Genomic DNA, 26,361 nt, shown 5'->3' on the forward strand with positions numbered 1-26,361 from the left:
ATCCTTTAATGCGCGTCGTTCCTCGTATGCTCTTGATGTGGATACCCCGATGAAAACCGTATTGCGTTGGCTGGCTGCCGTAATGGCGTTATTGGTCTTATTGCTGGCTGGGCCGGTGTGGATATTGGCCAGTAACCAGGTCATTACCGATGGCCACTGGTCGAATCTCGACCGTTCGTCTGCGGGATTGGCGCCCCATCCTGATCGCGTCCAAGACGCCGTCGTACAGGTATACGCGGCACGTGCCTATAGCTGGCGCGGAGCCTTTGGTGTGCATATCTGGATTGCGACAAAAGCAGAGGGGGCGCGAGAGTATCAGCTGCATCAGGTGTTGAGCTGGCGCCGCCCCACGGTGGTTTCTTCCATCGACACGCCTGATCGCGCTTGGTTTGGGCATCCGCCTGAGCTTCTCGCCGATTATCGAGGTGCCGAAGCCGCTGAATTAATACCCCGTATCCAAGACGCCGTGGCGCGCTATCCGCAAGCGGATTTGTACCGAGTTTGGCCCGGCCCCAATAGCAACAGCTTTATTGCCTGGGTGATACGTGAAGTCGAGGGCTTTGAGGTTGCGCTGCCGACCACGGCGGTGGGTAAAGACTACCTCTTCAATGGTGTCGTTGCTCCCACCCCCAGCGGAACTGGATACCAACTGTCGCTGGGAGGTGTGGTGGGGATCATGCTGGCGCTGGAGGAGGGCATTGAGTTCAACCTGCTGGGTATGAGTGTCGGCATCGATATCCTGCGCCCCGCCCTCAAATTACCTGGCATCGGCCGGTTGGGTATGCCTGCCAAGGTGGCGGGTGGCGGTCACACATCCTCGGTGGCACTGTGATCTAGCCATGCAAGCCCCATTGCGTGTGGAAATGTATTCTCAGACACTTTTATCCTACAATAGTATTTGTAGACACTAGGCTAGGAAGTGCAATGCAAACAGCGCAAGAGTTTGCCCAGAATAAGGCAGCCGCCGCGGTGGGCCTCAAAGCAGCGGTACGCATTCTAGAGAAGTGGCGAGCCTCGGGAGAGCAGGGGGAAGCGATTCTGCGCGTCTCTCACAGTACCTACGCTCGAGCTCGGCGCGGCGATCTGGCAGCGATCAAGCTGGATAGTGACCAGCTAGCGCGCATCAGCTACGTGCTGAACATCCATGCGGCGCTGCGTGTGGTATTCGATAACCCCGACAACCTGTACGGGTTTGTGAACATGGTCAATCACAACCCCTATTTCAATGGTCGCACGCCCATGGCCATCATGGGGACTGGAGATTTTGCCGCGCTTTACGAAACGTATAAGCGCATCGATAGCCTGCGGGGTGGTCAGTGGTAAAGGCGGCTGATTTGCCCGTACTGCCAGCCCGTGATGTGATCGGCTATCGATTGGTCAACAGTAAGTTTCCGCCGATCGATCTGTTCGATGATGTAGCTGACCCCGACGAGTTCGCCGCTCTCCATGCACTTCAATCACTCACCAATCCGCGTTTGCAGAATGAGGTAGGTGACCTGGCGCTGCTGCCGCTCGAGCAGATTCCTTTCGGTATTCGTGGCTGTTCGTATGCCGTGGCCCCCTTTACGCATATCAATCCAGAAGGATCACGTTTTAGCGACGGCAGTTTTGGCGTGCTGTACCTTGCCGATACGTTGGAAACCGCGATTACGGAAGTCAAGCACCATCAGCAAGCGTACTGGCAGCGTGTGCCCGAGCTGCGCTATGAGCGGTTCGTTTTTCGAGGGTTGAGAGGCACCTTCAGGGAGGTGTCAATAGGCGATGCGCTGACGCTGCCCAGCGATCATCTCGTCTACGCACCCGATCACTATACGGCATCGCAGCCGTTCGGTGCAGACGTTCGGCGTACGTTGAACGGCCTTCGTTACCATTCGGTGCGCCGACCCGGGGCGCACTGCTGGGCGCTCATGACGCCGCGCCATGTGACGGACATCATCCAGACCACTCACCTAGAGATGATCTGGAACGGCACCATCACCCAGGTGAATCATCTACGTGTCACCCAGCCATAGAGGCGTGCGGAAAAGAGGCTCAGTTATTTTGCTGCTGGTCGGTATAGCGCTGCATGATCGTGAGCGTCTCATCGCTAACATGGTGTTCCATCCCTTCTGCATCGATGCGGGCAGTGCTGTCGTCCACCCCCAGCGCTCGCAAAAAATGCAGCACGATATCGTGACGCGCACGGGACGTCTCCGCCATTTTTTGACCCTCATCGGTCAAAAACAGCGAGCGATACGGCTTGCTGGTCACCAAACCTAACTCGTTCAAGCGACGAATCATTTTCGACACCGTCGCTTGGCTGACGGCCATTCGGTTAGCAATATCGGCCGCGCGGGCCTCGCCGCGATGACGAATCAGGTCGCCAATCAATTCGACGTAATCTTCGATTAGCTCCGTTTCGTGGGCGTTGCGCACGGCCTCGTACTGCTGGGCGTGCTGTTCCACTGGCGGCAGCGCATCACCGCTGTGTCCGGAGGGAGGTGGGGTGCGCCGCTGTTGGTGATCACTCATTGGCAAAGGTTATCAAAGTTAGTGGAAACGTTAATTGGCGATGGTAGCGCATTTTTCACGATAATTGTTAGCCAAGGCTAAACTGTTTGCACAATGCTTTTTTGTTGAGCTAAAGTTATCAGTAACGCGAGCCTAGCACAGAGGAGAGATCCAGTGGCTAAACCATACTTGCTAGCAGCCTTGGGCGTGTCGTTCGCTTGGTGTGGCGTTGTGACCAGTGCTCAGGCCGATGAGTTGCAAAACCCGCCCATCGAGATTGCCGTGACGTTTTCGGTTCTTGGCGACTTGGTTAAGAAAGTGGCCGGTGATGATGCGAACGTCACGGTACTGACACCGGTTAACGCCGAAGTGCACGAGTGGGAACTCACCCCTGATAATTTTGCTGCGCTCGAAGATGCCGATGTGGTTTTTTATAACGGCTATCAGCTAGAGCAGTGGATGCGCCAAGTATCGGCGACGGTCAATGACGACGTACCCATGATCGCTGTGGCAGAGGCGTCGGGTTACCCGACGCAAACGATCGTCACCGGTGAGATGGAAGGCGACGTGGACCCGCACATGTGGATGGATCCTCGGGCTGCCAGTGGCTACGTGCAAGCCATCGCCAACACGTTGGAGGATCGCTTGCCCCATCAAGCCGATGCGATTCAGCAGCGTGCATCGGCACTGGAAGCACAACTGCACGATCTGCATGTCGAACTTCAAGAAACGCTCGAAGCCATTCCCGAAGAGCGCCGCGTACTGCTTTCCAGTGAAGCGGCCTTTCTCTATTTTGCCGATGCGTATCAGTTCGAGCACGATGGTATTTGGGGTACCAATGCCGAAACAGAGGGCTCCCCACGGCAGTTGATGCGGGTCATCGACCGAATCAACGAACGCCAACCGGCGGCCCTCTTCTGGGAAAGTACGATTTCTGACCGCCATGTGACCAGTATCGCACGTGACACCGGACTGCCCGTTGCCGGACCGCTGTATGTCGACTCTTTGAGTGAGCCTGACGGGGAGGCTGCCGATTACTTTGCCATGCAGCGTCATAACGTTGCGTTGCTGCGTCGCTACTTGGCTACCGAGTAAATCACGATGTGCTCATTACCGTCTCAACCAGCCAGCGCCATCGAAGTGAGCGGTGTTTATGCGGCTTACCAGCGTCAGCCCGTGTTAGAGGACATTCACCTCTCGTTGCCTCGCGGGCGTTGGACGGCCATCGTGGGGCCGAACGGCGCAGGAAAATCGACGCTGTTTCACGTGTTGACCGGCAGCATGAAGCCTCTGCGCGGCCGCGTGACGGCATTTGGTCAAGCCATCGAGCACCATCGAAAAGCTGGGCGCATTGCTTACATGGCCCAGCGAGAGGCCATCGAATGGGATTTCCCTATTTCGGTATGGGAAACCGTGATGAGCGCCCGCTATGGCCACATGCGCCAAGACGCGTGGTGGCGGAGACTGCTTCCTGCGCGCTGGCATGCGCCACGTCACCGTGTTGCGGTGGAAAAAGCGTTATATGACGTCAACATGCTGGCGTTTGCCGACCGGCCCATCGGCGCCCTCTCGGGCGGTCAAAAAAAGCGTGTGCTGCTGGCGCGTGCGTTGGCGCAAGAGGCGAGTATCCTGCTGCTTGATGAGCCGCTCGCGGGGGTCGACCCACCCAGCGAACAGCTCATTCTCGACGTGCTCAAACGCGAGCGCGAAGCTGGACGAACCATCGTGATGGTGACGCACGATATGCCGGGCGCGCGTCGCTACGTGGACCACGTGGTGCTGATCAATCGATTCATTCGTGGTGAAGGTGCGCCCGACGAGATGCTGAGCGATAGCAAGCTGGCCGAACTCGCCGTGAGTGCCATCGAGCCATCTGCTCAGGGTGTTGGGCGTGCCAGCGTGCCTGCGTTCGCTGGCAAAGAATAGGCAATTTGCATGTTACAAACGTTGGACTCTTTGAGTAGTGCCCTGGTGGCTGGGCTCATCTCGGCGGTGATGGTGCCCGTGAATCTGATGCCCGATAGCGTTTCAGAGGCGTTTCAGTACGCGTTCATGCAGCGCGCGCTGCTCACGTCGATGATGGTGGGGGCCATCTGCGGCATGCTGTCTTGTTATGTCGTCCTCAAGCGCTGGTCGCTACTGGGGGATGCGATCTCGCACGCCGTGTTGCCTGGCGTAGCAATCGCCTACCTGCTGGGCCTGCCTTTTTTTATCGGGGCCTTCGTCACGGGGGCGCTGACGTCGCTTGGCATTGGGGCGATCGAGCGGCACACGCGGATCAAGTCCGATGCCGCCATGGGCATCATGTTTACCGGGGCGTTTGCGCTGGGCGTCGTGCTGATCAGTAAAATCGCTTCCAGCACCCACTTGATGCATATTCTATTCGGTAACGTCTTGGGGGTTCAGCAGTCTGCACTGATGCTGACGCTCGCTGCCAGCGTGATCGCATTGCTGGTGGTATGGCTGGCTTATCGCCCGCTCATGCTCTATGCCTTCGATCCGACTCAGGCACAGGCACTCGGCTTCAATACCGGCGTGATTCATTACGGCTTGATTCTGCTGCTCACGCTCACCATTGTCGCTAGTCTGGAAACCGTCGGTATCATCCTGGTCGTGGCCATGCTGATTACGCCGGGCGCCACGGCCCACTTGCTGACCGACCGCTTCAAAACGATGCTGTTTATCTCCATCGGGGTCGGGGTAGGGTCTGCGGTATTGGGGTTATGGCTGTCGTTTGCGTTTGACGTGGCTTCTGGCGGCACCATCGTCCTGGTGGCGACGGGGTGTTTCTTCCTGGCGCTGCTGTTTTCACCGAAGCACGGTGTGCTGATGCGCCTATGGCGGCATCGCCATGTGGGGGCTTCTTAGCCCCCGCTGGCGTTATCGGCTTGCATCGCCGTGAAGCTTCTCCCAGGTTTTTTCAGCAATACCAATACCCGCGCCGGTCATTAATAAGTAGGTTTGATCGACGCCGGCATCGCGAAGCGGCTCGGCTTCATCTTGATAGTGAATGCCCGCAATCAGTTGGCCGGTAAAACCAGCCTTGCGCAGTTCTCGGCTGGCAATCAGCTTGCTTTCCATTTCTGGGGTGGCTAGCGTCACTGCAGTCAGGCCATCAAGATCGAGATGGTGCCAAAAACCGACATCCTCGATATCACCATAAAACACGCGGCGTTGGCTGTCGGTTTTATTGGGGTCGGAATCGATACCGGCGACCTCCAAACCCTTATCGTGAAAGAAGTCGTAGGCAGCGCTGCCCGTGCGTCCCATCCCCAGCACGAGAACGGTGGCCGCGCCTAAATTGACGGGCTGTTCGTCCGGGTGTCTCGAGCCGCGCTCGAAGCGCGTCAGATGTCGCTCCCAGCGATCGAACAGGCTGTGTGCCAAACGGTTGAGCGGCGCGGCCATCACGAAAGAAAGCGCGACGGCAATGGCCAGTGGTACCAACCACGCCTCAAGGATGCTCGACGCGACGATCAGGCCAAACTCACTGTAAGCGGTCAGGCTAAGGCTGCCCAGGAACGCATTTCTCGCACGCAACCGAAAGGCAATCAACAGGGCAAAAAAGAGTAGCCCCTTCAGTGGCAGCGCCACGGCCAGGGCGATCGCAAAAAGGAGTGCTTGGGTGTCGGGGAGGCCAGCCATCCCAATTTGTAGAAAGAAACTGATCAACAGCACTTCCTTGAGCCCCCACAGCGCTTTCGAGAGCTCTTGGGCCCGAGGGTGGTGAGCAAGCAGCAGCCCCATCACCAAAGCCCCTACCTCCGAACTCAGCCCTACCATTTCAAAGCCCATTCCCCCCACGGCAATGGCCAGCACGGCGCCGGTCAGTACCAGCATTTCATCGTGTTGTGCAACGCTCATCAGCCAGTACAGCACGGGCCGCAGCAGTGGAAGGAGAAACACCAGCAAGGCCCAGGGACTAGGCGACTGACCGCTGTAGATGCTCAACACCGCCAGGGCGGCCAAGTCCTGAATGATCAAAATGCCAATCGCAATGCGGCCGTGTAGCGCCCGCAGCTCACGTTTGCTCTCCAGGACTTTAGCGGCCAATACCGTGCTCGAAAACGATAGCGCGATGGCGAGCAGTAACGCAGTCTCCAGCGGTAGCGATAGCAGAACCAAGAAGCCTACGGTGAAAATCAGCGCGGTCAAGGCGAGATGCAGCAGGGCGCTACCCAATACCACGGGTTCGGCTAGGCTCCTGATATTCAGCTTCAAGCCAATCGTGAAGAGCAGTAGTAAGACACCCAAATGAGCGAGGTGCTCGAGCAGCGGGCCGGCCTCATCGGGTAAACCAACGCTAGGGCCAAAGGCGTTCAAGGCAAAGCCAGCGGCTAGAAAACCCACGAGCGGAGGAAGATTGAGATGACGGGCGGCAATGCCGAATACGAACGCAAACGACAAAATCAGCACTTCGAACATGCGGTGTCCTTAACCAGCGAAGGGAGTGAGCTACTTATGTATACGCCAATGTTTTTGCATTTCGATAAACGTAAAGGACGCCGACCAGGTGATCAGCACGAAACCGGTCAGCGCCAGCGTGCCGTAGAGAAAACGCACCGGGCCGACGGCATAGATATCGCCGTAGCCGACGGTAGTGTACGTCACGGCGGAAAAGAAAATGTAATCCAATAGCTGAAAACTCCCGTACCCTTTCAACGCGCCGATACCATGGATGGCTGACAGCCACCAGCCCGTTATCCCAAAGAGCCAAATTTCGGCGATATGGGTGGTAAGCACGCCGAATGCCATGATCAAAATACGCTGGCGATGAGGGCGGTGGGAGCGTTCGATTTGGCGAGAGATGAGCCACAGCGCCTCGTAATGCAGTAACACGGCAAGTACGACGGCAATGAAGGTCGTCAAGACGACGGCTATATGGCCTGGATAGGGAATCGCCATGGGCTATCAATTGCCGGCGCGTTGAGGTGACACGTGATTTAGCACAGTCGGCTCCCCAGCAGCAAAAGGGCGGGGTCGAGCGTATGCCACCCCCACCAAGCCAACAGTGCCAAGCCACCCAACGCCAGTAGGCCGATCACGGCCCAGCCTGCTGCTGACACTGTCATGGTGTCACCTGTGGCGCAGAGGGGCGTGGCAGCGGCTTCTCGCTGATGAACCAGTGGAGCGCGGCGGCGACCACGGACAGTACGATGGCAATCTGCCACACCGTATTGTAGTGGCCGGTGAGGTCGTACAAAAAACCACCCAGCCACACGCCCATGAACGAGCCTAGCTGATGAAAGAGAAACACGATGCCGCCCAGCATGGAGAGATGGCGAACGCCAAACACCGATGCGACGATACCGTTCGTGAGCGGAACGGTGGAGAGCCATAACAGCCCCATGGCAATCCCGAAGAGATAAGCGCTGGTCGTCGTCAGGGGAAGGACGATAAAGGCCGTGATGATCACGCCCCGGATGAGGTAAAGCCAGCTCAATAGACGCGGTTTCGACCAGATACCCCCCATCCAGCCAGCAGTGTAGGTGCCTACGATGTTGAACAGGCCAACCAGAGCGAGCACCGTAGTGCCGACTTGGACGGCTAAGCCGTTATCGAACAGGTAGCCTGGCAAGTGGACCGCAATGAACACCACTTGGAAGCCGCACACGAAAAAGCCCAGGCAAAGTAGCCAAAACCCTTTTTGCCCCGCCGCTTCGTTAAGCGCATCGCGGAGGCTCAGATCGCCCAGCGCCTTGGGGCTTGGCCGGTCTTTGACCATGGCGCCCAGCGGTATCATGAGCGCTGCGATGGCTCCCATGGCCAACAGCGCAGAGGACCAGCCTAGCCACTCGATCAACCCCAGCGTGCCGGGCAGCATGGCAAATTGACCAAACGACCCCGCCGCACTGACGATCCCCATGGCCATACTGCGCTTCTCAGGGGGGACGGCCCGGCCCACGGCGCCGAGAATCACCGAGAACGTCGTTCCCGATAGGCCGAAGCCAATCAGCAGGCCAGCGCTGACGGTCATGCCGAGCGCGCTGGTCGAGAGGCTCATGAAGCAAAGCCCCAGGACATAGAGGATGCCACCCACCACGATGATTTTAGCCGCGCCAAACCGATCTGCCAGCGCCCCGGTAAACGGTTGAGACAGCCCCCAAATGAGGTTTTGGACGGCCAGTGCAAACGCAAAGACGCCGCGTCCCCAGCCGAAATCGCTGCTCATGGGTTCGAGAAACAGCCCGAACCCATGACGTAGTCCCATGGCCGTGGAAATAACCAAGCTGGCGAGCACGATCAACAGCAGCGTGTGGTGTTTCTGGAGGGCCATGGCACGTCTCTTATGGTGGATTGGTTAACGAGTTAATCAACTATCGCATGGCATTGGCGACTTTAGAAGCTTCCAAACAGCGTGCCGAGCGTAATCACACTGATCAGCGCGGCGATGGGCAGCACGATGGTGACCATGGCCACATTGCCATACGACTGGCGGTGGGTCAGCCCGCAAATAGCCAGTAGCGTGATCACGGCACCCGAGTGGGGAAGCGTGTCCATGCCGCCCGCGGCCAACGTAGCCACGCGGTGCATGAGCTCAGGATCGATGCCTGCTTGCTGTGCCATGGCCAAATATTCACTGCCCAACGTTTGGAGCGCAATGGAGAGGCCGCCTGAGGAGGAGCCGGTGATGCCAGCCAGCACGCTCATTGCCATGGCTTCGGAGATGAGCGGGTTGCTCGGAGACACATTGAGCACGGCATCACGAATGATGGCAAAGCCTGCCAAGCTGGCGATGACCGCGCCGTAACCTACTTCCGAGGCCGTGTTGAAAATCGGTAGCAGCGAACCAAAGCAGCCTTGATTGATGGTGGTTTTCAAGTCTTGCCAGTGACGCCAGCGCGTGATGATGAGCCAAGCCGAGGCGCTGAGCAGGGCAATCAGAATGGCCCAAAGCCCTGTTTGGCGGCTGGGCGTGACGTTGTCGAATGCATCGCTGATGAAGCTCAGGTCCATGGCCGGGAATATCCCGTAGGTGAAGAGAGCGTTGAGGCCAATCACCATGACCAGCGGAACCAGCGCGACTGCCAGTGGCATGCTGGGCGTGGTGCCGGTGTCACTCTGGACGTCTGTTTCCCGCTCGGTATGCGTGCCATAGCCTTCGCCGTGAAGCGCCGCTTTATTGACCCGCGACTGCAGATACAGGGTGCCCAACCCCAGCATGATCAACCCAGCGACGATGCCAAGCCCGGGTGCCGCGAAGCTGTTGGTACCAAAGTAAGGAATGGGAATGGCGTTTTGGATGGCCGGCGTGCCGGGGAGCGCCGTCATGGTAAAGGTGAAGGAGCCTAGAGCGATGGAGGCGGGGATAAGGCGCTTGGGCACATTGGCCTGGCGGAACAGTTCACGGCTGATCGGGTAAATGGCAAAGGCCACGACGAACAGCGAGACACCGCCGTAAGTCAGTACCGCGCAGGCCATGACCACCGTCAGTACCACGTGATGGGTACCCAACCGCTTTACGATGCCATTGGAGATCGACTGGGCGGCGCCTGAGTCTGCCATCAACTGGCCGAAGAGCGCGCCCAGCAAGAAGAGAGGGAAGAACTGCATGACATAGTTGCCCAGGGCGCCCATGAAGGTATCGGTGTAAATGGGCAGTAAAAAAGCACCGTCGCCTGATAGTAAAACCGCTAACGCGGCCATCAACGGCGCAAGGAGGAGGACCGAAATGCCGCGATAGGCAAGCAGCATCAATAGCGACAACGAAATAATAATGGCGAGCATGCCCATACAGGCTCCTAAGCATTTGTTAATTTAGTAAGCGGTGCGTTTAAACAAAGGCCGGGATACTAGGCATAATGTTGCATAGCAGCAATAGCGTTGTGACTAAAGTCGTAACCAAAAGAGAGCGTCACTTTCGCCTGATTAAGCGCGCCCCATCTGTTAAAATCCGCCACCTTTGGCGTTGATGACCTTCCAATAACCCTGGGTATTTCCATGAATGCAGTAATTCTTGCAGTGCTCGTCATGGTGGCACTGTCACTTCTTCGCGTGTCCGTCGTTTTCGCACTGGTGGTTGGTGCGTTGGTAGGGGGTCTGGTCGGAGGCCTTTCCCTAGACGATACGCTCAGCGCGTTCAACGAGGGCGTCGGTGGGGGCGCGCAGGTGGCGCTGGCGTACGCAACGTTAGGCGCTTTTGCCGTGGCCATCTCTCGTTCTGGGTTGCCGGACATGCTGGCGAACCGATTGATCACTCTGTTGGGTAAAGAAGCGACCGCCGCCCACCAAGCACGGGTGAAGATGCTGCTGCTGGTGGCCGTACTGCTGGTCGCGATCTCCTCACAAAATGCCATTCCGGTCCATATCGCGTTCATTCCCGTGCTGATTCCACCGCTGCTGGCGGTGATGAATCGTCTGCAACTCGACCGCCGCGCCGTGGCCTGCGCTTTGACCTTTGGTCTTACTGCGCCCTATATGCTGCTGCCGGTAGGATTCGGGGCGATCTTCTTGAACGATATTCTGTTAGCCAATCTCAACAGTGCCGGAGAGCCGCTAGGACTGGAGATCTCTCGTGGCATGGTGCCCCTGGCCATGGCCATTCCGGTGGGCGGCATGGCCATTGGCCTTTTGGTCGCCCTGCTGTTTAGCTACCGCGGCCAGCGCAGCTACGCAACTAAGGACGTGGCCGCGCCCAATGGCCAGGCGCACACACCTGTCGAACCGCACCTCTTAGGGTTGGTCATGTCAGGCGTGGCGATCGTGGCCGCGCTGGGCCTTCAACTCTACACCGGCTCGATGATCGTTAGCGGTTTGGTGGGTATCGGCTTGCTGTCGCTGGGTGGCATTTTCAAATGGCGCGAGGCCGATGATTTGTTCACCAGCGGCATGCGTATGATGGCCTTGATTGGCTTTATCATGATTTCGGCGGCAGGCTTTGCGGAAGTCATGAAAGCCACCGGTGATATCGAATCGCTGGTCGCAGGTGCTTTCGATCTGTTTGGCGATAATCGTGGCTTGGCCGCTTTGGTGATGCTGTTGGTTGGCCTGTTCATTACCCTGGGCATTGGCTCTTCGTTCTCTACCATTCCCATTATTGCGGCGATTTTCGTACCGCTGGCCGTGCAGTTTGGGTTCTCTCCCATGGCGACCGTGGTACTGGTGGGCACCGCTGCCGCATTGGGGGATGCAGGCTCGCCGGCGTCGGATTCCACCTTGGGGCCAACGTCAGGTTTGAACGTAGACGGTCAGCACGACCATATGTGGGATAGCGTGGTGCCCACGTTCCTACACTATAACCTTCCGTTGATTGCATTTGGCTGGCTGGCGGCCATGTCGCTTTGAGCACACGCAATATTTACCAAAAGGGCAGCGCTAAGCTGCCCTTTTTAATGGAAATGCGTTGAGCGGGTAAGGAATTACTGCTTGGGCAAGTGCGCTTCAAAGGCGCTTAGTAGACCGCGGAGTAGGGACAGCTCTTTGCGACTCGGCTGTGCACGGGCAAACAGCGCTTGAAGCTGCTCTTCGGTACGGGCGTGAGGCTGGGTTAAAAAGCCGCTTTGCTGCATCAAGCGGCCAAGATGCTCCTGGAAGTAACCAAACTGTTCGCGGCTAGGCGGCGTGGCTTCCAGCGGGCGCTGATACGCAAAGCCGCTGACGTCGCGCTTGCGCCAGGCGCGATGCACTTCGTAGGCAAGAATCTGAACCGCTTGCGATAAATTGAGAATGCCATACTCGGGGTTGGCGGGAATGCTGACTTGGTGGCTGCAGCAACGAATCTCATCGTTGGTCAGCCCCGAGCGTTCGCGGCCAAACACCAGGGCAACCGGTGCTTGGTGGGCGTTGTCGATGACTTGCTGGGCCATCTCGTCAGGCTCGTCGAAATGGGGCAGCGGCATGCTGCGTAGCCGAGCGCTGGCGCCGATTACCTGCACGCAGTCGCGTACGGCTTCTTCTAGCGTGCTCACACAGAGAGCATTCTCCAGTACGTCCGTGGCACCGGCGGCTAGGCGAGTGGCTTCTTCATCGGGAAATGTACGGGGATTGACCAGCACAAGCTCCGTCAGTCCCATGGTTTTCATGGCGCGGGCTGTAGCGCCAATGTTGCCCGGGTGGAATGTTTGCACCAGCACGATACGAATATTGGAAAGCACGGGAAGTCGAACCTAAAAGCTGCCAAATAAAGTCGGTGATGGTAGCACGCTTTATGACGCCATGAAGGCGGCAGCAACGAAAGAACCCCGCCGAAGCGGGGTTCTTAATGACGTTAAACGTCAGAGCGTTAGGCTCATGGGTGCATTACATCATGCCGCCCATGCCACCCATTCCGCCCATGCCACCCATATCCGGGGCAGCTTCTTTCTCTTCCGGGTCGTCGGCGATCATGCACTCGGTGGTGATCATCAGACCAGCGACGGAACCAGCAGACTGCAGTGCAGTGCGGGTCACTTTCGCCGGGTCCAGAACGCCCATTTCGAACAGGTCGCCGTATTCGCTGGTTTGTGCGTTGTAGCCGAAGTTACCTTCGCCATCTTTCACGCGGTTGATGACCACAGCAGCTTCTTCACCAGCGTTGGTGACGATCTGACGCAGCGGTGCCTGCATGGCACGAAGCGCCATGTTGATACCGTGGTTCTGGTCTTCGTTGTCACCGGTCAGGCCTTGTACTTTGGCCATCACGCGTACCAGGGCAGTACCGCCACCAGGTACGACGCCTTCTTCTACGGCAGCGCGAGTTGAGTGCAGAGCATCTTCAACACGGGCTTTCTTCTCTTTCATTTCAACTTCTGTTGCTGCACCGACGCGAATGACGGCAACGCCGCCTGCCAACTTGGCAACGCGCTCTTGCAGCTTCTCTTTGTCGTAGTCAGAAGAGGTTTCTTCGATTTGCGCGCGGATTTGATTAACGCGCGCTTCGATGTCGTCTTCAGCACCTGCGCCATCGATGATGGTGGTGTTCTCTTTAGACATGGTCATGCGCTTGGCAGTACCCAGGTGATCCAGGTTTGCCTGCTCAAGGGTCAGACCTACTTCTTCGGAGATCACGGTGCCGTTGGTTAGGATAGCGATATCCTGCAGCATCGCTTTGCGACGGTCGCCGAAGCCAGGTGCTTTGGCAGCCGCAACTTTCACGATACCGCGCATGTTGTTCACGACCAGCGTCGCCAGCGCTTCGCCTTCGATATCTTCAGCGATGATGGCTAGCGGCTTGCCTTGCTTGGCAACGGCTTCCAGCACCGGCAGCAGTTCGCGGATGTTGGAGATCTTCTTGTCGACGAGCAGGATGTACGGATCTTCCAACTCGACGGTCATGGTGTCTTGGTTGGTGACGAAGTAGGGCGAGAGGTAGCCGCGGTCGAACTGCATGCCTTCAACCACCTCGAGCTCGTCTTCAAAGCCGCGACCTTCATCGACGGTGATGACGCCTTCTTTACCGACTTTTTCCATCGCTTCGGCGATGATTTCGCCAATGCGCTTGTCTCCGTTGGCAGAGATAGTACCTACCTGGGCAATGGATTTGGTGTCGGTGCAGGGTACGGACATCGCCTGGATCTCTTTTACCGCCGCGGCGACCGCCTGGTCGATACCGCGTTTCAGATCCATCGGGTTCATACCGGCTGTAACGCCTTTCAGGCCTTCCGCGACAATCGCTTGAGCCAGAACGGTCGCCGTGGTGGTACCGTCACCTGCGGCGTCAGACGTTTTAGACGCCACTTCTTTGACCATCTGGGCGCCCATGTTCTCGAACTTGTCTTTCAGTTCGATCTCTTTCGCAACCGAGACACCGTCTTTAGTCACGGTCGGCGCGCCGAAGGATTTGTCCAATACCACGTTGCGGCCTTTCGGGCCCAGCGTGACTTTAACGGCGTTGGCCAGGATATCGACGCCACGCGCCATGCGTTTGCGAGCGTCATCAGAGAACTTAACTTGCTTAGCTGCCATGTTCGTTACTTCCTAACAATTGAAATAAAATGGGAAAGTAATTAGCCGAGGCGGATTAGCCTTCAACGACGGCCAGGATATCGGCTTCGCTCATGATCAGAACTTCTTCGCCGTTGATTTTTTGCTTCTCAACGCCGTAGCCGTCTTTGAAAATCACCGTATCGCCAACTTTCACGTCCAGCGGGCGTACGTCGCCGTTATCGAGAATGCGGCCATTACCAACGGCCAGGATTTCGCCACGCGTGGGTTTTTCCTGTGCATTACCCGGTAGCACGATGCCGCCAGCGGTTTTCTGCTCTTCTTCCACGCGACGGATCACGACGCGATCGTGCAAAGGACGGATATTCATGCTCACGTTCTCCTGAGTATCGTCAAAGCCCTAAAAGGGCAGTTAGCTTAAAGTGATTTCCGCGGGCCAAGCCCTCGGAAAGCGAAGGCATCATGCCTTCATGTCAATGGCGAAAGCGAAGCTTTCGCCGAACCTGTGTGCTGACTCAAAAGTGGGGGCTAGCCAACACCTTTCAAGGGGTGGGTAAGAAAAAAATTACCAGCCACCCTAGAGATGAAAGGGAGGGTCTAGCGGCGGCGCGGATCGTCATCACCACTAATAAACTCGCCCTCGATAGGGCCCTCTTGGCCGTTTGACGAAGGCTTCTCACCGGATGCGTCCCAGCCCGAGGCGCCACGTTGATAGGTGTGCTGCTTGGTAGCAGCGCCTTTTAACCCCACCCAAGTGAGCGCTTTCATGAGCAGTTGTCGAGCATTGGGAATCAAGCATGCGATACCCAGCGCATCGGACAGAAACCCTGGGGCAAGCAAAAGGGCGCCACCAAAGATGAGGGCAGCGCCAGTCAGTAGCTCCTGAGAGGGTATTTCGCCCATTTGCATCCGCTGTCGGGCGCGGGCAAAGGTGGAAACACCTTCTTTTCGAATCAGATGAAGGCCAATGAAACCGGTGCCTAACACCAAGATCAGGGTGCTCAATAAGCCTATCTGGCTGCCGATTGAGAAAAGCAGCACAAAGTCCAGTAGCGTAAAGAGCGATATAAAGAGAAGAATGGGCATAGCCAACTCCAAAACAGGCGTAATTGCTCAATATGGTGACAGAAATATAAAAAACAAGCCGTTCTGAGAGGTCACTGCCGGCCTTAAACGCTCGATATTGATAGCGGGCTCTTCTATGCTGCAATGCAAAAAGCGTTTTGGGCGAGCTGGTGGACGGCAATGTTGCGGATAAACCTGCATAAGGAGAGAAAGATGCGAGTGGATAACAGAGTCATTGCCATTACGGGTGGAGCACGAGGGCTAGGATTTGCCATCGCGCAACGACTGGGCAGGCAGGGTGCCCACGTGGCGTTACTGGATAGGAGTGCTGAGGCTCTGGATGATGCGGTGTCCGCCTTGGGCGCCGAGGGCGTGACGGCTCAGGCGTTCGTGGTCAACGTGGCCGATGAGGCCTCTGTCGAGCGTGGGTTTGCGGATATCGCCGAGCGCATGGGTCCCATTAGCGGCTGCGTGAACAATGCTGGTATTACCGATGATGGCCTACTGATCAAAGCCAAAGAGGGGCGCGTGGAGAAGCGCATGACGCTCTCCTCGTGGCAAAGAGTGCTAGACGTCAACTTAACGGGCGTATTCTTATGCGGCCGTGAGGCGGCCACGCAGATGATCGAGGCGGGGCATGAGGGCGTTATCGTCAATATTTCCAGCATTTCCCGCGCGGGCAATATGGGGCAAAGCAACTACGCCGCAGCAAAGGCCGGAGTGCACGCTCTGACCGTAACGTGGGGCAAAGAGTTGGCACGCTACGGGATTCGTACTGGCACGGTGGCACCGGGCTTTATCGACACCGATATGACCGCTTCTATGCGGCCCGACATGTTGGAAAAAATCGCGTCGAGCGTCCCGTTGCAACAGTTGGGCGAGCCGGACCACATTGCGCAAAGCGTCGGTTTCATTTTCGAGAACGACTATTTCACTGCGCGCATCATCGAGTGTGACGGGGGGTTGCGGCTATAGAGCTGCTTATCATCGCTGATGATGGCGCTTAGAAGTGGAAGTAGTCACGTTGGATGTCACGCTGGAAGTACATTTCCAAACGCAGTGTCATTGCCCAGCGAGGATCGTAGCTATCCTCGCGTTGAAAATGCAGCTCTGGAATCACATCGCCAAAGAGAATGCCTTTATGGATATCCCGGCGATAGCGAGTTTGTAAGTAGTAGTTGGTCATGCGGGGATTAGAAGCACTTTCGCCAATGGCGATGGCCGAGTAGCGCAGCGCGCTGCGGTCGTTGAGGCGCTGGTTGAGCTGAGCGACTTCGCTATACTCCAGCTTGTCTTCTTCCTCTCGCCATTGCACGGTGGTGATGAAGCGCAGGTGTCGGTTGGCGGACAGCGGCCGACCGACATCCCAGGTCGTGCGCGCAGAGTAGCCCTCATTGTTGAACCAGGAAACGCGGTTGAACGATTCGAGTTGCCAGGGCCCGTCGCCAAGGTCCCATAACCGTTCACTGGTAAAGCGCACATAGGGGTCGAGCGGCATGCGCAGACGAATTCCCGCGCCTATCCGGTTGCTCCAGTTTTCTCGTTTGTCCCGGCTTTCAAGCCAATCCAGACCAAACGTCGAAGTGCTGCGGTCTTGTTGATCGTTGTAGAGTCGCCCAGAGCCTTGCTCCGCTAGTGTGCCCTGTGACTCTTCTGGATCGCTCTCTACCACAAGCCTAAGGCGCTCTTCGGTAGTGGGGAGGTCGATTCGATAGCGAACGCTGATGTCACCGCTGGTCCCGTCGCCCTCCATCCAATCGATTTCCTGGCCTAATCGAAGGTAGGATTTATTTTCGACCGTGGCCGACTGGTCGCCGCCAAAAAAAGCATCAATATTGCGAGAGGTGTTGTCGACCCAGTTGCCAACGCGGGTGCGGAAAGGTTCTACCCGCTCTTCGGCCCAGTCCGGTAAATCGCTATCTTCCTCGGCGGCATAGATATCAAGCGACAGGGAGGCAAGTGCGCCAAGGCAGATAAACGCAATGACTGGTTTCATAAGGTCGTCCCCAACGTTTTAATTATGTACACGCATTATTGTGCTTTATGCATTTCGATGGCTTTTGCCCACTTCAGCACTCGCTTGCGGTCCTTTCGGCTGTTCATGCGTTCGGTATCGACTTTTAACGGAGTGAGCTGATGGAGCGGGCTGGCGTTCAAGTCCAAGGCAAAACGCCGCGAGGCGCCTACGGGCATATCCTCCGAGCCATAAATGGCGATCACTCGTATCTCAAGCTCGGGCGTGTGGCGATGCAGTGCGTCTTGATCAAGCTGCCAATGCTGAGCGATCTGATCGACGATCGAACCGAAGGATTGAATGTGCAAATAGTCGCCCGATGCCAAAGGGCCTTGGTGAGTGCGGTAGCATGCCTCATCGTCGTCGCCACTTTGCTGCTGGTACTCGACGACGTCCAGCTCGTACACCCCTTCATGAGTATGCAGTACGGCAACCAAATGCTGAATATAGATGGCCTCGCTGCTCATGTTACTAATCAAGCACAGCGCGTTAGTGCCCACGCCTTTACCTCGGTTGACGATAATACGAGGTCGACGCTGACGAACGTAACCGTTATAAAGCAGCTGCGCGTAAAATACCCACACCAACAGCGTGCAGATGCTTGTCACTGCAGAGATTGCCTGAGCGTTGTCGTTCAGCCATTCCATCATTGAGATCCTTCTCAAATTAAGCGGCGTATAAAGATCGATAACGTAGCGTAAAAAGAGGGCCGAGTCAGCTAGTTAGATCAAAATGGGGAAGTTAAAAACAAAAAAATTCGGTCAGCTAAAAGCTGCCGAATTGATTGAGGTGTTACGCTTTAAATAAATTGGTGCGGATGGGGAGACTCGAACTCCCACACCTTACGGCACTAGAACCTAAATCTAGCGTGTCTACCAATTCCACCACATCCGCAGAAGACGAGGCGTATATTATCAACTTGTGCGTTAATGTCAATCTTATGCAGCGTTATTTTTAGCATTGGCAAGTAAGGTGGACATATCATGCTGAGATGGACCTCATTGGCGAATCAGTGGTTTAGGCGAGGATTGCCGGGTTACTGCGCGTTTTGTTTCTACTCGCAAGCCGGTGAAGAGGGGTGGTGTTCGGAGTGTTATTCCATGCTGCCTTGGAATCGAATGAGCTGTAAGCGGTGTGCCGAGCCGCTGACAGCCGCGCATCAAACATACTGTGGCCACTGTTTGGCCGAACCGCCCAACTTTACGGCCACCACAGCGCCGCTTTGCTACCAAGAGGCTATTACACAGCTAGTGCATGATTTTAAATTTCATGCATCGCCCCGGGCGGGCAGACTGCTTGTGAATTTAATGCTGTCAAGGCGACCACATGCGTTGGGCTGTGCGTTGCTGCCTGTCCCCATGTATCCAGGTCGCGCTCGAGAGCGCGGGTTCAATCAAGCGCAGTGGCTAGCTGAACGGCTTGGTGAAGGCGTGGGGATGCCTCTGATTCACGCCCGTTGTATCAAGCATTTGCCCTCTCAGCGCTCGTTGAACCGCAAAGAGCGGCAGCAAAATTTAAACGGAGCTTTTGTCGTGGCAGGCGACATGCCGGAGCACGTGACGATTATTGATGATGTGGTGACGACCGGCGCTACTGGGCATGCGCTCGCTGCCGAGGTGCTGGCGCAGGGTGCCAAACGTGTCGATGTGTGGGCAGCTGCCCGCACACCGCTTCAGAAGAGTTGATAAACTAGGCCGCTCATTCAAGGAGTCATCTATGTCGCATCCGTTTAGTACGCTGTCACCTGATGTCGTTATGTCGGCCATCGAGTCGGTGGGCATTTGGCCGGTGGGTGAGCCCTTTGCACTAAATAGCTATGAAAATCGTGTGCTGATGTTTCGAGATGAAGATGGCGGTCGTTGGGTGGTGAAGTTTTATCGACCAGAACGCTGGTCAAACGAGGCGATTCAGGAAGAGCATGACTTTTTGACCGAAGTGGCGCAGGCCGGCGTGCCCGTCGTGGCTCCGTGGCGAGATGACCAGCACGCCTCCTTGCACACCTTCGAAACGTTTCGCTTTACGCTGTTTCCGCAATGTTCTGGCCAAGCGCCAGAACTGGATGACCCGGCGCAGCTATTTGCACTAGGCGAGGTGCTGGGGCAGCTTCACGAAGTGGCGGCGCGAAGGCCATTTCATCATCGCGAAACGCTGCGGCTTGGACCAGACGTGAGCGATGCCGAACGGCGCGTGGTGGCGAGCCCTTGGCTCAATGATCACCAAGTACGCGCCTACCAACGTGTGGTAGGGAAGATACGTGAACGCCTGGACGACGTAGCGGTGGACGCTGACAGTATGATTCGCACTCATGGCGACTGCCACTTGGGGAACGTGCTTGGCCGCGAGGGCGCTTTTAAGCTGGTCGACTTCGACGACTGTTTGACGGCCCCTGCCATTCAGGACGTATGGATGCTGCTTCCTGTGGAACAGCCGCAGCAGTGGCGAGCGCAGCTCAGTGAAATGGTAGAGGGGTACGAAGAAACCCGGCCATTTCCGCACCAGCAAATGTCCCTCATCGAGCCGTTGAGAGCGTATCGTCTGATACGTCATGCGGCTTGGCTGGTCGACAGATGGGAAGACCCGGCTTTCCCCAGAGCGTTTCCATGGCTGGCCGAAGCGGGATACTGGGATCAGCACATTCGTCAGCTCGAACAGCAGCTACTTCACTTGGAATCACCGCTATGGCTGGCGTAGCAGGCTAGCGATGGCTGGGGGTAACCCAACACGGCCTTTCATGATGACGCGCGAAAGGCCGTTATACGACGCGATGGACGTTTACTCGGGTTGTTCCGTGGGGGCGGGGTTTTCGACGCTTTGATCAGGGTCTGGACGCTCACCGGGGATGGGGTTCGCCACGCCGTCGCCGTTGGCCTGGCGTCGGGTTGCGTTGATCTCGGCAGACGGATTGTCTTGCGCCGCAATATGGATGCTTTCGTCGAGGGTGAGGACAAAAGACTGCCCCGGCGCGAGGGTGCAGTCGCCGTTGTTGCACGCCAAACCATATTGACCATCTTCTGCGTAGGCGCTGGCAGAGAATTCGCCGGAGTAAATGGCGCTCTCTGCATCATGCGTTTCAATGCAGGTGGCGTCTTGGGTCGTAATGCGAATACGATCACCGTTGAGCTGGGCGTTCGCCACCAGTAAGCAGTATTCGGGTAGCGAGTGCGTCGTGCCACTGGCCTGCTTGGGATGCAACAGAAGGTCGGTATAACGTGATTGGCTGCTATTGAATGTCAGCGCCTCGACCACTTCAACGCCCACCTTTGCGCCGCTAGGCAGATCCAGCGTCGACTCCTCTGCATGCAAAGGTGATACAAATAGCGTACCCAGCAGGGCAGTTAGCCAAAAGGGCGATGATTTAAAAGACATAGCGTACTCTCAACAGTGGCCCCTGCAATGTCAGCAGGAAAATAGTGCCCATAGCATAGCACAGCTCCTATAGTGCCGAAGGGGGGTGCGTGTCACTCTGCCACAGCCTGCTTAGGTGCGTTAAAATAGATTAATGTACCGTTCTTGTTGTACATAAATTATTTAAGGTATATTTTTTGTACAGGATGGTTTGTCCAAGATAGGCGTTCAGCTAGCACTCGTAGGGTAAGGCAGCTAAACGGATGACACCGCAAGCTAGAAGTAGCTTGCCGATAATGGAAGCTCGCTGGCGCGTTAACATTGCTGCAAGGCGATTAAGTGATAGCGAATAAGCACAGTTTTGATGAGGCCTACCATGACCGACGATATCGCCCAACACTACCGTCAGATTATTACCGCGCTGGGTGAAAACCCCGATCGCGAAGGGCTAAGAGACACGCCAAAGCGTGCTGCGAAAGCCATGCAATTCTTGAATGCCGGTTATCAACAGTCGCTCGAAGAGATCGTCAACGGTGCCGTGTTCGAGTCACAGACCGATGAAATGGTCCTGGTGAAAGATATCGAGCTTTACTCGATGTGCGAGCACCACCTTCTCCCATTCATCGGCAAGTGCCATATTGCCTATTTGCCTAGCGGCAAGGTACTGGGACTTTCCAAGTTTGCCCGCATCGTCGATATGTACGCGCGCCGCATGCAGATCCAAGAGAACCTGACCCGCGAAATTGCGGAAGCTGTGCAACAGGTTACTCAGGCGAGGGGAGTGGCGGTTGTCATTGAAGCCCGCCATCTTTGCATGATGATGCGTGGGGTCGAGAAGCAGAATTCGAGCATGACGTCTTCTGTCATGTTAGGAGGCTTCCGCAGCAACCAAGCCACCCGCCAAGAGTTCTTAACGTTGATTAGCTAAGCAAGGATGGCTCCGTCGTTTTGGGCCAAAGGTTTGGTGAAATAGATCGTTTCGTCTTAGCATGAACGAGTCAATGAGCCTATCAGGCCGTCATTTGGTCAGGAGTCTGTCATGGAAGCGCTGAGAGAAACACAGCTATATTGCCCGTTTGCCTATATCGATGGCAGCTGGGTGGCCGCTGACAGCGGTGAGCAAATCAACGTCACGAACCCCGCTACCGGTGAGCCCGTCGGCGATATCCCACGCTTGGGACGAGCGGAAACCGAACGCGCCATTGATGCGGCGGACGCAGCACTTCCTGCCTGGCGGGCACTCACCGCGCAAGAACGTGCGGACTTACTGCTCAAATGGCATGACTTGATGCTCGAGCATAAGCAAGACCTTGCATTGCTTATGACGCATGAGCAGGGCAAGCCGGTCAAAGAAGCTGAAGGTGAGATCGTCTATGCCGCCAGCTTTTTACGCTGGTTTGCCGAAGAGGCCCGCCGCGTTTACGGCGAAACCATCCCCGCGGCCAATGCCAACCAGCGCATAGTCGTCACCAAGCAGCCCGTAGGGGTCGTGGGGGCCATCACTCCTTGGAATTTCCCAGCGGCGATGATCACTCGTAAGGCGGGCGCGGCTTTGGCGGCTGGTTGCACTATCGTAGTGAAGCCTGCAAGCCAAACGCCATTTTCGGCGACGGCACTAGCACTGCTGGCCGAACGTGCTGGCATACCCCGGGGCGTCTTCAATGTAGTGCCGGGTAGTGCGTCCGACATCGCCAAAGCGCTGACCGAGTCCCCTAAGGTTCGTAAAATCACGTTTACGGGCTCGACGGAGGTAGGGCGTACGCTGATGGCCCAAGCCGCAGAACATATCCAGAAGATTTCACTGGAGCTGGGCGGCAACGCACCATTCATCGTCTTTGAAGACGCCGATTTGGACGCCGCCGTAGAAGGTGCGATGGCGGCTAAATTCCGCAATGCCGGGCAAACCTGCGTGTGCACCAATCGCTTTTTGGTCCAATCCAGCGTCATCAATGCGTTTTGCGAAAAGCTGGCGGTCGCTATGAATAGCGAGCTTAAAGTAGGGGATGGCACCAAGCCAGGCGTGAACATCGGGCCTTTGATCGATGAGGACGCGGTGAAGAAGGTGAGCGAACACGTCCAAGATGCCGTTGACCACGGTGCCGAACTGCTGCTGGGCGGTCATCCGCATCCTCTGGGGGGCAACTACTTTACGCCCACGCTGATCAGCTTTGCCACTGACTCCATGAAAGTGGCCCATGAAGAGACGTTTGGCCCGCTGGCCGCCGTGTTCCCCTTTGATGACGAAGAGACCGCCATCGAGATGGCCAACGACACCCAGTATGGGTTGGCGTCTTATTTCTACTCTCGTGATTTGGCTCGTGTATGGCGTGTCGCAGAGGCGCTGGAGTACGGTATGGTCGGCATCAACACCGGGCTCATCTCCAATGCCGCGGCACCCTTTGGCGGGGTAAAAGCGTCAGGACTGGGCCGTGAAGGGGGGCATCAAGGCTTGGAGGAGTACCTGGAAACGAAATACCTGTGTATTGATCTTGGCAAGTAACACGCCCTAGACCGAAAAAGCCCCCACTTGTTTCAAGTGAGGGCTTTTTTTATGCCGGAGAGTGATGCGCTGTTTAGTGGCGGAAGTGGCGCATGCCGGTAAATACCATGGCAATGCCTGCTTCGTTAGCGGCATCGATCACTTCCTGGTCGCGCATGGAGCCGCCGGGCTGGATGACGGCAGTAATGCCTGCCGCCGCAGCGGCATCGATGCCGTCACGGAAGGGGAAGAAGGCATCGGAGGCCATCACGGAGCCCGGCACGGAGAGACCTTCATCGGCGGCTTTGATGCCAGCGATTTTCGCAGAGTACACGCGGCTCATCTGGCCTGCACCGACGCCAATGGTTTGGCCCGCTTTGGCATAGACGATGGCATTGGACTTAACGAATTTGGCCACACGCCATGCAAAGGCCAGGTCGCGCAGCTCCTCTTGCGAAGGCGCACGCTCGCTGACGACGGTCAAGGCGTCTTGAGTGACCATGCCTTGGTCGCGATCCTGTACCAGCAGGCCGCCGTTGACACGTTTGAAATCCAACGCTGGCTGCGCCGAACCAGGCCAATGCGCGCTCACGTCGAGCAGTCGCACGTTTTGCTTTTCGGCCACAATGGCGGCTGCGTCCTCGCTGACCCCTGGCGCGATGATGACTTCGACGAACTGGCGGTCAATGATGGCGCGTGCAGTGTCGGCATCCAGCGGTACATTGAAGGCGATGATGCCACCAAAAGCGCTGGTCGGATCGGTAGCGAAAGCTTTTTCATAGGCTTCCAGCGCCGTTGCACCCATGGCCACGCCGCAGGGGTTCGCGTGTTTGACGATGACGCAAGCGGTATCATCAAAGGCTTTGACGCATTCAAACGCTGCGTCGGTATCCGCCACGTTATTGAAGGAGAGCGGTTTGCCTTGCAGCGTTTTGGCCGTGGCAACGCTGGGTTCGCTGGCGGTGGGGTCGACATAGAACGCTGCTTTCTGGTGCGGGTTCTCGCCGTAGCGCATGTCCTGCTTTTTGTGCAGCTGCAGATTGAAGGTGCGAGCGAACGTGGCGTCTTCGCTGGCAACCTGACGGCCGAGGTAGTCAGCGATGGCGCCATCATAGCCAGCGGTGTGCTCGAACGCCTTGACGGCGAGATCAAAGCGGGTCGCGGCGCTCACTTGGCCCGCGTGCTCCTTAAGTTCATCGAGTACGCGGCCATAGTCGCTCGCATTGACCACGATGGTGGTATAGGCGTGGTTTTTAGCGCAAGCCCGCACCATGGTCGGGCCACCGATGTCGATATTTTCGATGGCATCTTCGAGCGTGCAGCCTGGCTTGGCGACCGTCTCAGCAAACGGATAAAGATTGACCACCACCATGTCGATCGGAGTGATGTCATTCTCCGCCATGACGGCATCATCCTGACCACGGCGGGCGAGAATGCCGCCGTGAATCTTGGGATGCAGCGTTTTAACACGACCGTCCATGATTTCCGGAAAGCCAGTGTGCTCGGACACTTCTTTCACCGCAATGCCATGCTCTTGCAGCAAGCGGAAGGTGCCACCAGTAGAGAGCAGCTCGACGCCGTGTGCGGCGAGGCCTTGGGCAAACTCTACGATGCCTGTTTTATCGGATACGCTCAGAAGGGCGCGGCGGATGGGGGTAGCGGTACTATCGGCCATAAGGGTGCTCGTCGTGTGCGGGTCTAAGGTTAAAACAGCAACGCCCCATCAAGGGGCGTCACTTTCAATCAATCCATACTGCTTCAACTTTTTGCGCAGCGTGCCACGGTTCAGTCCGAGCACGTCGGCGGCGCGCGTTTGATTGCCGTCCGTGTGCTCCATTACGCAGGCCAGCAGAGGCGCTTCTACCTCGGCCATTACCATCGCGTAAAGGTCGGAGGTTTGGCTGCCATCGAGATGCTCGAAGTAACGACGCATGGCGGTCTCGACGGCTTCACGCAGGGGTTGGGGCTGCGCGCTGGCGGAAGGGTCTGCTAGCGTGCCAGAGAGTCGTGAGGAGCGTTCGCTGGAGAGCAGGTCGCGTTCAGTCATGCTGCATGGCTTCCTTTGGCTAACAGACGCTGAGCGGCGTCGTGGGTCATGGCGTTATGAATCCAGTCAAACTGCGCGTCGGGTGAGGACAGGGCGTTGAACTGCTGCTTGAGCGTGCGCTGTTCGGTGTCACTAAAACGCGGATCGTCATTGAGATACCAGCCGACGTGCTTACGCGCGATGCGCACCCCCATGGTATCGCCATAGAAGTCATGCAGTGCCTGCAGGTGCTCTAGCAGTACACGGCAGCGCTCTGCCAAACTGGGTGCCGGGAGCCGTTCACCATGCGTCAAGTAATGCGTGATTTGCTGAAAAATCCACGGATTCCCTTGCGCCCCACGGCCCACCATCACCGCATCAGCGCCGGTGTAGCGCAGTACGTAGGCGGCTTTTTCAGGAGAGGTGATGTCGCCGTTGGCGATGACAGGGATCGTGAGCTGCGATTTGATGTCGGCAATCGTGTCGTACTCGGCTTCACCAGTATAGCGCTGTTCACGATGACGGCCATGAACGGCCAGCGCTTGAATGCCTGCGGACTCCGCCAGTTTGGCAATGTGCAGCGCATTGTTGGACGCGCCACACCAGCCAGTGCGTATCTTGAGCGTGACGGGAATGTCGACGGCACGTACCACGGCATCCAAAATGTCAGCAACGAGAGCCTCATCGCGCATTAGAGCAGACCCTGCGGCCTTATTGCAGACCTTTTTAGCGGGACACCCCATATTGATGTCGATGATCTGGGCACCTAACTCGGCATTGAGTTTCGCGGCTTGGGCCAGCATCTCGGCATCGCCCCCGGCGATCTGCACGACACGTGGGCCGGGTTCGCCCTGATGGTCCATGCGTAGCTGCGATTTGCGTGTGTGCCAAAGTGAAGGGTCCGACGTGACCATTTCGCCCACGACCCAGCCAGCGCCCAAGCGGCGGCAAAGCTGGCGAAATGGGCGGTCGGTGATACCCGCCATCGGGGCCAGCATGACCGGGTTAGGCAGTTGGTAGGGCCCAATCGCAGGTGGCGACGTAGTCATCAGAGTCATTGCGGTGCACTTTGGTAGGCAT

The 26,361-nt window shown here is 56.9% G+C and carries 28 protein-coding genes and 1 tRNA gene; 12 read left to right on the forward strand and 17 right to left on the reverse strand.

Annotated elements, in window-relative coordinates; translation table 11 throughout:
- The first annotated feature begins 49 nt into the window (after window positions 1-49).
- From QIT27_RS06335 to QIT27_RS06345, 3 genes are all read left to right on the forward strand, one after another.
- The gene (locus tag QIT27_RS06335) at window positions 50-832 is read left to right on the forward strand and encodes a DUF3750 domain-containing protein (RefSeq protein WP_285263239.1); all 783 of its coding nucleotides are present in this window, start codon (window positions 50-52) and stop codon (window positions 830-832) included.
- Between the two features lie 92 nt (window positions 833-924).
- Entirely contained in the window at window positions 925-1,323 is a 399-nt protein-coding gene (locus QIT27_RS06340; protein WP_159342396.1) for an antitoxin Xre-like helix-turn-helix domain-containing protein, read from the forward strand.
- 11 nt (window positions 1,324-1,334) lie between these two features.
- A complete protein-coding gene (locus QIT27_RS06345; RefSeq protein WP_285263240.1) occupies window positions 1,335-2,012 on the forward strand; it encodes an RES family NAD+ phosphorylase in 678 nt (225 codons plus the stop codon).
- Window positions 2,013-2,031: 19 nt separating this feature from the next.
- On the opposite strand, the gene mntR is transcribed toward QIT27_RS06345, so the two are convergent.
- Window positions 2,032-2,511, reverse strand: a complete 480-nt coding sequence (gene mntR, locus QIT27_RS06350) for a manganese-binding transcriptional regulator MntR (protein ID WP_159342394.1) — start codon at window positions 2,509-2,511, stop codon at window positions 2,032-2,034.
- A gap of 153 nt (window positions 2,512-2,664) precedes the next feature.
- Here mntR and QIT27_RS06355 point away from each other — a divergent pair, with 153 nt between their 5' ends.
- From QIT27_RS06355 to QIT27_RS06365, 3 genes are read left to right on the forward strand one after another with little or no spacing between them, the layout of a single operon-like run.
- A complete protein-coding gene (locus QIT27_RS06355; protein ID WP_285263241.1) occupies window positions 2,665-3,585 on the forward strand; it encodes a metal ABC transporter substrate-binding protein in 921 nt (306 codons plus the stop codon).
- 6 nt (window positions 3,586-3,591) lie between these two features.
- Window positions 3,592-4,416 (forward strand): metal ABC transporter ATP-binding protein, encoded by an 825-nt coding sequence (locus QIT27_RS06360; protein ID WP_285263242.1) that lies wholly within the window; start codon window positions 3,592-3,594, stop codon window positions 4,414-4,416.
- A gap of 9 nt (window positions 4,417-4,425) precedes the next feature.
- Window positions 4,426-5,358 (forward strand): metal ABC transporter permease, encoded by a 933-nt coding sequence (locus QIT27_RS06365; protein WP_159342391.1) that lies wholly within the window; start codon window positions 4,426-4,428, stop codon window positions 5,356-5,358.
- A gap of 12 nt (window positions 5,359-5,370) precedes the next feature.
- Here QIT27_RS06365 and QIT27_RS06370 read toward each other — a convergent pair whose 3' ends face one another.
- The 5 genes from QIT27_RS06370 to QIT27_RS06390 all read right to left on the reverse strand — a co-directional run bounded on the left by QIT27_RS06370 (window position 5,371) and on the right by QIT27_RS06390 (window position 10,224).
- Window positions 5,371-6,915 (reverse strand): cation:proton antiporter domain-containing protein, encoded by a 1,545-nt coding sequence (locus QIT27_RS06370; protein WP_285263243.1) that lies wholly within the window; start codon window positions 6,913-6,915, stop codon window positions 5,371-5,373.
- A 30-nt stretch (window positions 6,916-6,945) separates the two neighbouring features.
- A complete protein-coding gene (locus tag QIT27_RS06375) occupies window positions 6,946-7,395 on the reverse strand; it encodes an ion channel (protein ID WP_285263244.1) in 450 nt (149 codons plus the stop codon).
- Window positions 7,396-7,433: 38 nt separating this feature from the next.
- Window positions 7,434-7,562 carry a hypothetical protein gene (locus tag QIT27_RS06380; RefSeq protein ID WP_285263245.1) on the reverse strand — a complete coding sequence of 43 codons (129 nt, stop codon included), beginning with the start codon at window positions 7,560-7,562 and terminating at the stop codon, window positions 7,434-7,436.
- Window positions 7,559-8,767 (reverse strand): MFS transporter, encoded by a 1,209-nt coding sequence (locus QIT27_RS06385; protein WP_253016231.1) that lies wholly within the window; start codon window positions 8,765-8,767, stop codon window positions 7,559-7,561. The genes QIT27_RS06380 and QIT27_RS06385 overlap by 4 nt, the downstream gene beginning before the upstream one ends.
- Window positions 8,768-8,829: 62 nt before the next feature.
- Window positions 8,830-10,224 carry a GntP family permease gene (locus tag QIT27_RS06390; RefSeq protein WP_285263246.1) on the reverse strand — a complete coding sequence of 465 codons (1,395 nt, stop codon included), beginning with the start codon at window positions 10,222-10,224 and terminating at the stop codon, window positions 8,830-8,832.
- Window positions 10,225-10,431: 207 nt separating this feature from the next.
- Between QIT27_RS06390 and QIT27_RS06395 the strand changes: the two genes are divergently transcribed.
- Complete coding sequence (locus tag QIT27_RS06395) at window positions 10,432-11,775, forward strand: Na+/H+ antiporter family protein (protein ID WP_285263247.1); 1,344 nt, start codon at window positions 10,432-10,434, stop codon at window positions 11,773-11,775.
- A gap of 74 nt (window positions 11,776-11,849) precedes the next feature.
- On the opposite strand, the gene QIT27_RS06400 is transcribed toward QIT27_RS06395, so the two are convergent.
- The 4 genes from QIT27_RS06400 to QIT27_RS06415 all read right to left on the reverse strand — a co-directional run bounded on the left by QIT27_RS06400 (window position 11,850) and on the right by QIT27_RS06415 (window position 15,438).
- Complete coding sequence (locus QIT27_RS06400) at window positions 11,850-12,584, reverse strand: RNA methyltransferase (protein ID WP_285263248.1); 735 nt, start codon at window positions 12,582-12,584, stop codon at window positions 11,850-11,852.
- Between the two features lie 145 nt (window positions 12,585-12,729).
- The gene (gene groL / locus QIT27_RS06405) at window positions 12,730-14,373 is read right to left on the reverse strand and encodes a chaperonin GroEL (RefSeq protein WP_137092879.1); all 1,644 of its coding nucleotides are present in this window, start codon (window positions 14,371-14,373) and stop codon (window positions 12,730-12,732) included.
- A 55-nt stretch (window positions 14,374-14,428) separates the two neighbouring features.
- Complete coding sequence (locus QIT27_RS06410) at window positions 14,429-14,722, reverse strand: co-chaperone GroES (RefSeq protein WP_044628009.1); 294 nt, start codon at window positions 14,720-14,722, stop codon at window positions 14,429-14,431.
- 227 nt (window positions 14,723-14,949) lie between these two features.
- A complete protein-coding gene (locus tag QIT27_RS06415; protein ID WP_253016243.1) occupies window positions 14,950-15,438 on the reverse strand; it encodes an FxsA family protein in 489 nt (162 codons plus the stop codon).
- Between the two features lie 192 nt (window positions 15,439-15,630).
- Here QIT27_RS06415 and QIT27_RS06420 point away from each other — a divergent pair, with 192 nt between their 5' ends.
- A complete protein-coding gene (locus tag QIT27_RS06420) occupies window positions 15,631-16,392 on the forward strand; it encodes an SDR family oxidoreductase (protein ID WP_285263249.1) in 762 nt (253 codons plus the stop codon).
- Window positions 16,393-16,420: 28 nt separating this feature from the next.
- Here QIT27_RS06420 and QIT27_RS06425 read toward each other — a convergent pair whose 3' ends face one another.
- From QIT27_RS06425 to QIT27_RS06435, 3 genes are all read right to left on the reverse strand, one after another.
- The gene (locus QIT27_RS06425) at window positions 16,421-17,413 is read right to left on the reverse strand and encodes a hypothetical protein (protein ID WP_159342382.1); all 993 of its coding nucleotides are present in this window, start codon (window positions 17,411-17,413) and stop codon (window positions 16,421-16,423) included.
- A 35-nt stretch (window positions 17,414-17,448) separates the two neighbouring features.
- Window positions 17,449-18,078 carry a hypothetical protein gene (locus tag QIT27_RS06430; protein WP_285263367.1) on the reverse strand — a complete coding sequence of 210 codons (630 nt, stop codon included), beginning with the start codon at window positions 18,076-18,078 and terminating at the stop codon, window positions 17,449-17,451.
- 162 nt (window positions 18,079-18,240) lie between these two features.
- Window positions 18,241-18,325, reverse strand: a tRNA-Leu gene (locus QIT27_RS06435).
- 89 nt (window positions 18,326-18,414) lie between these two features.
- Here QIT27_RS06435 and QIT27_RS17060 point away from each other — a divergent pair.
- Window positions 18,415-19,116: a ComF family protein gene (locus tag QIT27_RS17060; RefSeq protein WP_502875191.1), complete on the forward strand. Its 702-nt coding sequence runs from the start codon at window positions 18,415-18,417 to the stop codon at window positions 19,114-19,116.
- 31 nt (window positions 19,117-19,147) lie between these two features.
- Window positions 19,148-20,122 (forward strand): serine/threonine protein kinase, encoded by a 975-nt coding sequence (locus QIT27_RS06450; RefSeq protein ID WP_159342313.1) that lies wholly within the window; start codon window positions 19,148-19,150, stop codon window positions 20,120-20,122.
- 81 nt (window positions 20,123-20,203) lie between these two features.
- Here the strand turns inward: QIT27_RS06450 and QIT27_RS06455 are convergent, their stop codons facing one another.
- The gene (locus QIT27_RS06455) at window positions 20,204-20,797 is read right to left on the reverse strand and encodes a hypothetical protein (RefSeq protein WP_159342312.1); all 594 of its coding nucleotides are present in this window, start codon (window positions 20,795-20,797) and stop codon (window positions 20,204-20,206) included.
- Window positions 20,798-21,152: 355 nt separating this feature from the next.
- On the opposite strand from QIT27_RS06455, the gene folE reads away from it, so the two are divergent.
- Complete coding sequence (folE, locus tag QIT27_RS06460) at window positions 21,153-21,704, forward strand: GTP cyclohydrolase I FolE (RefSeq protein ID WP_159342311.1); 552 nt, start codon at window positions 21,153-21,155, stop codon at window positions 21,702-21,704.
- Window positions 21,705-21,815: 111 nt separating this feature from the next.
- Window positions 21,816-23,276, forward strand: coding sequence for an NAD-dependent succinate-semialdehyde dehydrogenase (locus QIT27_RS06465; protein ID WP_253016251.1), 1,461 nt, complete (start codon window positions 21,816-21,818; stop codon window positions 23,274-23,276).
- A 73-nt stretch (window positions 23,277-23,349) separates the two neighbouring features.
- Here QIT27_RS06465 and purH read toward each other — a convergent pair whose 3' ends face one another.
- From purH to dusB, 3 genes are read right to left on the reverse strand one after another with little or no spacing between them, the layout of a single operon-like run.
- Window positions 23,350-24,930: a bifunctional phosphoribosylaminoimidazolecarboxamide formyltransferase/IMP cyclohydrolase gene (purH, locus tag QIT27_RS06470; protein WP_285263250.1), complete on the reverse strand. Its 1,581-nt coding sequence runs from the start codon at window positions 24,928-24,930 to the stop codon at window positions 23,350-23,352.
- A gap of 48 nt (window positions 24,931-24,978) precedes the next feature.
- A complete protein-coding gene (gene fis, locus QIT27_RS06475; RefSeq protein WP_159342308.1) occupies window positions 24,979-25,302 on the reverse strand; it encodes a DNA-binding transcriptional regulator Fis in 324 nt (107 codons plus the stop codon).
- The gene (dusB, locus tag QIT27_RS06480; RefSeq protein WP_285263251.1) at window positions 25,299-26,339 is read right to left on the reverse strand and encodes a tRNA dihydrouridine synthase DusB; all 1,041 of its coding nucleotides are present in this window, start codon (window positions 26,337-26,339) and stop codon (window positions 25,299-25,301) included. The genes fis and dusB overlap by 4 nt, the downstream gene beginning before the upstream one ends.
- Window positions 26,340-26,361 lie beyond the last annotated feature (22 nt).

The organism is Halomonas sp. LC1 (assembly GCF_030247125.1).
GTDB lineage: Bacteria > Pseudomonadota > Gammaproteobacteria > Pseudomonadales > Halomonadaceae > Vreelandella.

Excerpts from the sequence above, each read along its gene's own strand:
- QIT27_RS06335 (WP_285263239.1), top strand. The coding sequence starts at position 50 with ATGAAAACCGTATTGCGTTGGCTGGCTGCCGTAATGGCGTTATTGGTC.
- QIT27_RS06340 (WP_159342396.1), top strand. The coding sequence starts at position 925 with ATGCAAACAGCGCAAGAGTTTGCCCAGAATAAGGCAGCCGCCGCGGTG.
- mntR (WP_159342394.1), bottom strand. The coding sequence starts at position 2,511 with ATGAGTGATCACCAACAGCGGCGCACCCCACCTCCCTCCGGACACAGC.
- QIT27_RS06360 (WP_285263242.1), top strand. The coding sequence starts at position 3,592 with ATGTGCTCATTACCGTCTCAACCAGCCAGCGCCATCGAAGTGAGCGGT.
- QIT27_RS06365 (WP_159342391.1), top strand. The coding sequence starts at position 4,426 with ATGTTACAAACGTTGGACTCTTTGAGTAGTGCCCTGGTGGCTGGGCTC.
- QIT27_RS06370 (WP_285263243.1), bottom strand. The coding sequence starts at position 6,915 with ATGTTCGAAGTGCTGATTTTGTCGTTTGCGTTCGTATTCGGCATTGCC.
- QIT27_RS06375 (WP_285263244.1), bottom strand. The coding sequence starts at position 7,395 with ATGGCGATTCCCTATCCAGGCCATATAGCCGTCGTCTTGACGACCTTC.
- QIT27_RS06380 (WP_285263245.1), bottom strand. The coding sequence starts at position 7,562 with ATGACAGTGTCAGCAGCAGGCTGGGCCGTGATCGGCCTACTGGCGTTG.
- QIT27_RS06385 (WP_253016231.1), bottom strand. The coding sequence starts at position 8,767 with ATGGCCCTCCAGAAACACCACACGCTGCTGTTGATCGTGCTCGCCAGC.
- QIT27_RS06390 (WP_285263246.1), bottom strand. The coding sequence starts at position 10,224 with ATGGGCATGCTCGCCATTATTATTTCGTTGTCGCTATTGATGCTGCTT.
- QIT27_RS06395 (WP_285263247.1), top strand. The coding sequence starts at position 10,432 with ATGAATGCAGTAATTCTTGCAGTGCTCGTCATGGTGGCACTGTCACTT.
- groL (WP_137092879.1), bottom strand. The coding sequence starts at position 14,373 with ATGGCAGCTAAGCAAGTTAAGTTCTCTGATGACGCTCGCAAACGCATG.
- QIT27_RS06410 (WP_044628009.1), bottom strand. The coding sequence starts at position 14,722 with ATGAATATCCGTCCTTTGCACGATCGCGTCGTGATCCGTCGCGTGGAA.
- QIT27_RS06415 (WP_253016243.1), bottom strand. The coding sequence starts at position 15,438 with ATGCCCATTCTTCTCTTTATATCGCTCTTTACGCTACTGGACTTTGTG.
- QIT27_RS06420 (WP_285263249.1), top strand. The coding sequence starts at position 15,631 with ATGCGAGTGGATAACAGAGTCATTGCCATTACGGGTGGAGCACGAGGG.
- QIT27_RS06425 (WP_159342382.1), bottom strand. The coding sequence starts at position 17,413 with ATGAAACCAGTCATTGCGTTTATCTGCCTTGGCGCACTTGCCTCCCTG.
- QIT27_RS06430 (WP_285263367.1), bottom strand. The coding sequence starts at position 18,078 with ATGGAATGGCTGAACGACAACGCTCAGGCAATCTCTGCAGTGACAAGC.
- QIT27_RS17060 (WP_502875191.1), top strand. The coding sequence starts at position 18,415 with ATGCTGAGATGGACCTCATTGGCGAATCAGTGGTTTAGGCGAGGATTG.
- QIT27_RS06450 (WP_159342313.1), top strand. The coding sequence starts at position 19,148 with ATGTCGCATCCGTTTAGTACGCTGTCACCTGATGTCGTTATGTCGGCC.
- QIT27_RS06455 (WP_159342312.1), bottom strand. The coding sequence starts at position 20,797 with ATGTCTTTTAAATCATCGCCCTTTTGGCTAACTGCCCTGCTGGGTACG.
- folE (WP_159342311.1), top strand. The coding sequence starts at position 21,153 with ATGACCGACGATATCGCCCAACACTACCGTCAGATTATTACCGCGCTG.
- QIT27_RS06465 (WP_253016251.1), top strand. The coding sequence starts at position 21,816 with ATGGAAGCGCTGAGAGAAACACAGCTATATTGCCCGTTTGCCTATATC.
- purH (WP_285263250.1), bottom strand. The coding sequence starts at position 24,930 with ATGGCCGATAGTACCGCTACCCCCATCCGCCGCGCCCTTCTGAGCGTA.
- fis (WP_159342308.1), bottom strand. The coding sequence starts at position 25,302 with ATGACTGAACGCGACCTGCTCTCCAGCGAACGCTCCTCACGACTCTCT.
- dusB (WP_285263251.1), bottom strand. The coding sequence starts at position 26,339 with ATGACTCTGATGACTACGTCGCCACCTGCGATTGGGCCCTACCAACTG.